General features: G+C 38.4%; 3 protein-coding genes. All 3 read right to left on the bottom strand.

All coding sequences use genetic code 11. From position 1 onward, the window contains the following. Positions 1 to 379: 379 nt before the first annotated feature. The gene (locus AB4484_RS04485) at positions 380 to 1,054 is read right to left on the bottom strand and encodes a hypothetical protein (protein WP_372076618.1); all 675 of its coding nucleotides are present in this window, start codon (positions 1,052 to 1,054) and stop codon (positions 380 to 382) included. A 157-nt stretch (positions 1,055 to 1,211) separates the two neighbouring features. Beyond that, the gene (locus AB4484_RS04480) at positions 1,212 to 1,880 is read right to left on the bottom strand and encodes an AcfA family outer membrane beta-barrel protein (protein ID WP_372076616.1); all 669 of its coding nucleotides are present in this window, start codon (positions 1,878 to 1,880) and stop codon (positions 1,212 to 1,214) included. 899 nt (positions 1,881 to 2,779) lie between these two features. Further along, entirely contained in the window at positions 2,780 to 3,235 is a 456-nt protein-coding gene (locus tag AB4484_RS04475) for a ProQ/FINO family protein (protein WP_372076614.1), read from the bottom strand. Positions 3,236 to 3,362: the final 127 nt, after the last annotated feature.

Below are 3,362 nucleotides of genomic sequence, written 5' to 3'. Positions count from 1 at the left end.
AGGGCTGCCTTTTTTCGTTTCATTTCCATCTACGAGCTTGGTTCGCACTAAGTGCCGTTATGTTAAAAATTACGTATTACAGTCTGTGTCATGGCAAAGTGTAGCCGTTCTTTCAGTTCTTTTTGTTTTTCCATTTTATTCTTGATCCCAAAAAAACGTCTAATCATTCTCATTATTGCCACCTTAGTAAGTTACTAAGAATTAAAGCAATTTCAATGCCAAAGCAGCAGCAATCAACAAATTGAGTCTAATCTCGATGCAGATTGAGTGACGTTACGTTAAATCGTCACACCTCGTAAGTTATTGTGTAAAATACCAATAGCAGTGTAGCTAAAACAGTTAGTCAACGTCCTAGCTGCTTTAGTGCCATTAATGTAAATTACCGAATATCAATAGCAATAACACGACTAAACTGCTTGTCATAAATAATTGAATATGTTTGCCCAGACCTTACAAATACGACAATTTCAGCAGTTGAAGAAACTAATTCTCCTGAGTCATCTGTAAATGGAAAGTCATCATCAAGTTCCCAAAAACCATCGGAATCAAACTCTAAGGTTCCACTATAAGTATTAGCGTTATCAGATGTAAAAGAAAAATTGTTGCCCGTTACATTCCAACTTGGAGAGATATTCCCTAACGGTTCTGATGAAGACTTATTTAAATCCATTCTTAACTGGTCACTACTGGCAATTACTCCAGAAAAACTTACCTTGAAGCTTCCAGTGCCGTTAATCCAGCTCCCTGCTGATCCCTCCTTGAATTGATTGTAATCGATTGAATTAGCGCTCTCTGAAAATGGAGACGGAACAAAGCTAGTTTTAGAGGCAAAATCAATTAAAAGAAAATCCCCCTGATCATCATTTGAAATAACGGCAGAGTTAACGATGCCTTCTGACTCATTTAAATATAGGCCTTCAAATTGATCAGACAACTCCACCTTACTGCTATCACTGCTATCACTGCTATCACTGCTATCACTGCTATCACTGCTATCATCAGAGCAACCAATTAAGGCCATTGATACAATAACAGTCAAAAATATTTTTTTCATATTACACCCTGATAGGTAGGAAAGTATGACATTGGAGATTGAACAAATCATAAGTACCCCTCGATGTTCAATTTCACAACCCCGAAATGAATAACGACTCCAAACTAGGAGTCGTTATTGTAGGTGAACAATACGTTCAGTTACGTAAAATCAACAACTAAAAGGCATACATTGCAGATAGGCTCGCAGTAGAAGTTAGAGCGTAACCATCAGCCATATATTTAAGGCGGGCTCCCACAGAAAAATCATCATTAATCAGATAATTAACAGCAACCAAACCGATAATTCCGACTTCTTTTTCTTTCTCCGAAGGGCCTAGCTCAGCGTCTACTAACTGCTCAGCATCAGTAATATGATCCTCTGTCGTATATCGATAATTAGAGGAAGCATCATATTCAGTATATGAAACACCCAGTCCAGCTTTAAGATTCCAATCTTGCTGTAATGAGTATTGATACGTTGGCATGATAGCGATTGACTTAGCATTCAAATCAGCGTTCCAATCCTTGTCATGCTCAAGAGTTGAGTCATCCCACCCTTTTTCTTGTTCAGCATCAAGAGAGAATTCTGTGTAACTAAGCTCAACGCCCCAAACTTCTGAAATGTTATAGCCACCATACACCCCCCAAAACCCTGAATCACTTTTAGGTTTTAGCTCAGAACCATTAACAATAGGCTCATAGTCACTATCGACATCATGGATCCCATATTCTGCACCTATATAAAACTTATTCTTTTCCTCTTGTACAGGTTCATCAGCAAAGGATAAGGAAGGGAATAGTGCAATAGCAACTAGAGATGAAGCATTAATTAGTTGATTTTTCATTATATGTCATTCTTGAATTTAAAAATTACCATTATCGTTTAACAAATATGAACAGAGCCTGAACATAACCTGAGATGCTCGTCTTCAGCCTTCATTATGGGTTTAAGTGTTACGTTTCATCTGGAGGATGGGGAATACCATCGCTAGGTAAACCGCAAATGAAAGTTCTAATTTCAGGTGTTCATTATTCCTATTATGTTCAATTGCATGAATTTCAGACGAAAAAAAACCAGACCTTGATGATCTGGTTTCTTCTCTATAATCTATTCGTCACTAAGGACTGAGATAAGATTAACTGTTAGCACCTTAATCCTATCTCAGCTTAAAACCTTATGCCAGTTTTAAGAGAAACAAATCTAAAGGCAAAAACATATCCTTAGTCAGCGCAGCACTTTCAGACGGTGTATTGATGACTCACTTGACCGACATACTTTAAAGCGAAGCTAATAGCCTCCTCTTAAAGTAATCACGAACTGGTGACGAGATGAAACGAGTTTTAGCTCATGGTATTGGAACTACGCCAAAGTAGTTAGCCCCATACGGTTCGGTCTACCGATGAAATAGGACGCTCGATAACTGCTCGGCTCTTTAGATAAACTTACTAATCGCTACTTTGTAGTAAGCCCCCAATTTGAAGAACAGTCACATAGACGCTTGAGGCTTTGACAAGCCAATAGATGAGGTCGCTAAAGCTCCTTGTTTATTCTTTCCATGAGCAACGTCTAAGATGACCTTATGCTTAAAATTCAGTTTCACACCCAAACCAAGGAAAAATGATGTTCAATTTCCTCCCCCTACAACGAAGAACGGCTCCCGATTGGGAGCCGTTCTTGTATCTAAATTTCGGAGGGATTAAGTGCAGTGATGGTGAATCAACCACAAAGATCCATTTGAACAATTCAGTCCGATTTTTTAATTTGTTTCTTCTTCTGAATTTTATCAAGCCTTATTCGTGAGTGCTCTTTTTCTGACTCAGCGATTAATTCAGCTTCACTTCCGTCTAAATTAAATCTAAATTCACCTTCAACCACAGCGTTCAGGTACTCTTCTCTTCCCACCCACCAAGCCATAGCCCAGCGAGCTAACTTATGGCTGAATCCTTTTTCCCTAAGAGAAGTAATGATAGTGACACCAGTACCTTTTGATAAAGGGTACTTTAAATTCATTTGATTAAGGTGATTTAAAATATCATTCTGACGTTTAACCCGCTCTGCGTGTGCTTTCTTTTTCTGTTCAGCCCTATATGTATCCGGATCAAGTTTTTGAGGTTCTAGAGAAGTAGTATCTGTAGCTTCTTCTTGAGGAGGCATTGATTCAGGCTTGCGCTTCAAGCTAAGGATAGGTCTTTTAGACATAATAAGTATCTACTGTTTTAGAAAATCAAGATTCTACTGAATATGGACTCATTGAAAAAGTATTAGGTTTCATCGCCCAAACTAGTTATTGATTACTCCCACAAGATAAATTGCCCCGAGAGCCCCC

The organism is Vibrio sp. 10N.261.46.A3 (genome assembly GCF_041472995.1).
GTDB classification, from domain to species: domain Bacteria; phylum Pseudomonadota; class Gammaproteobacteria; order Enterobacterales; family Vibrionaceae; genus Vibrio; species Vibrio coralliirubri.
This window is presented reverse-complemented; position numbering and strand designations above follow the sequence as displayed.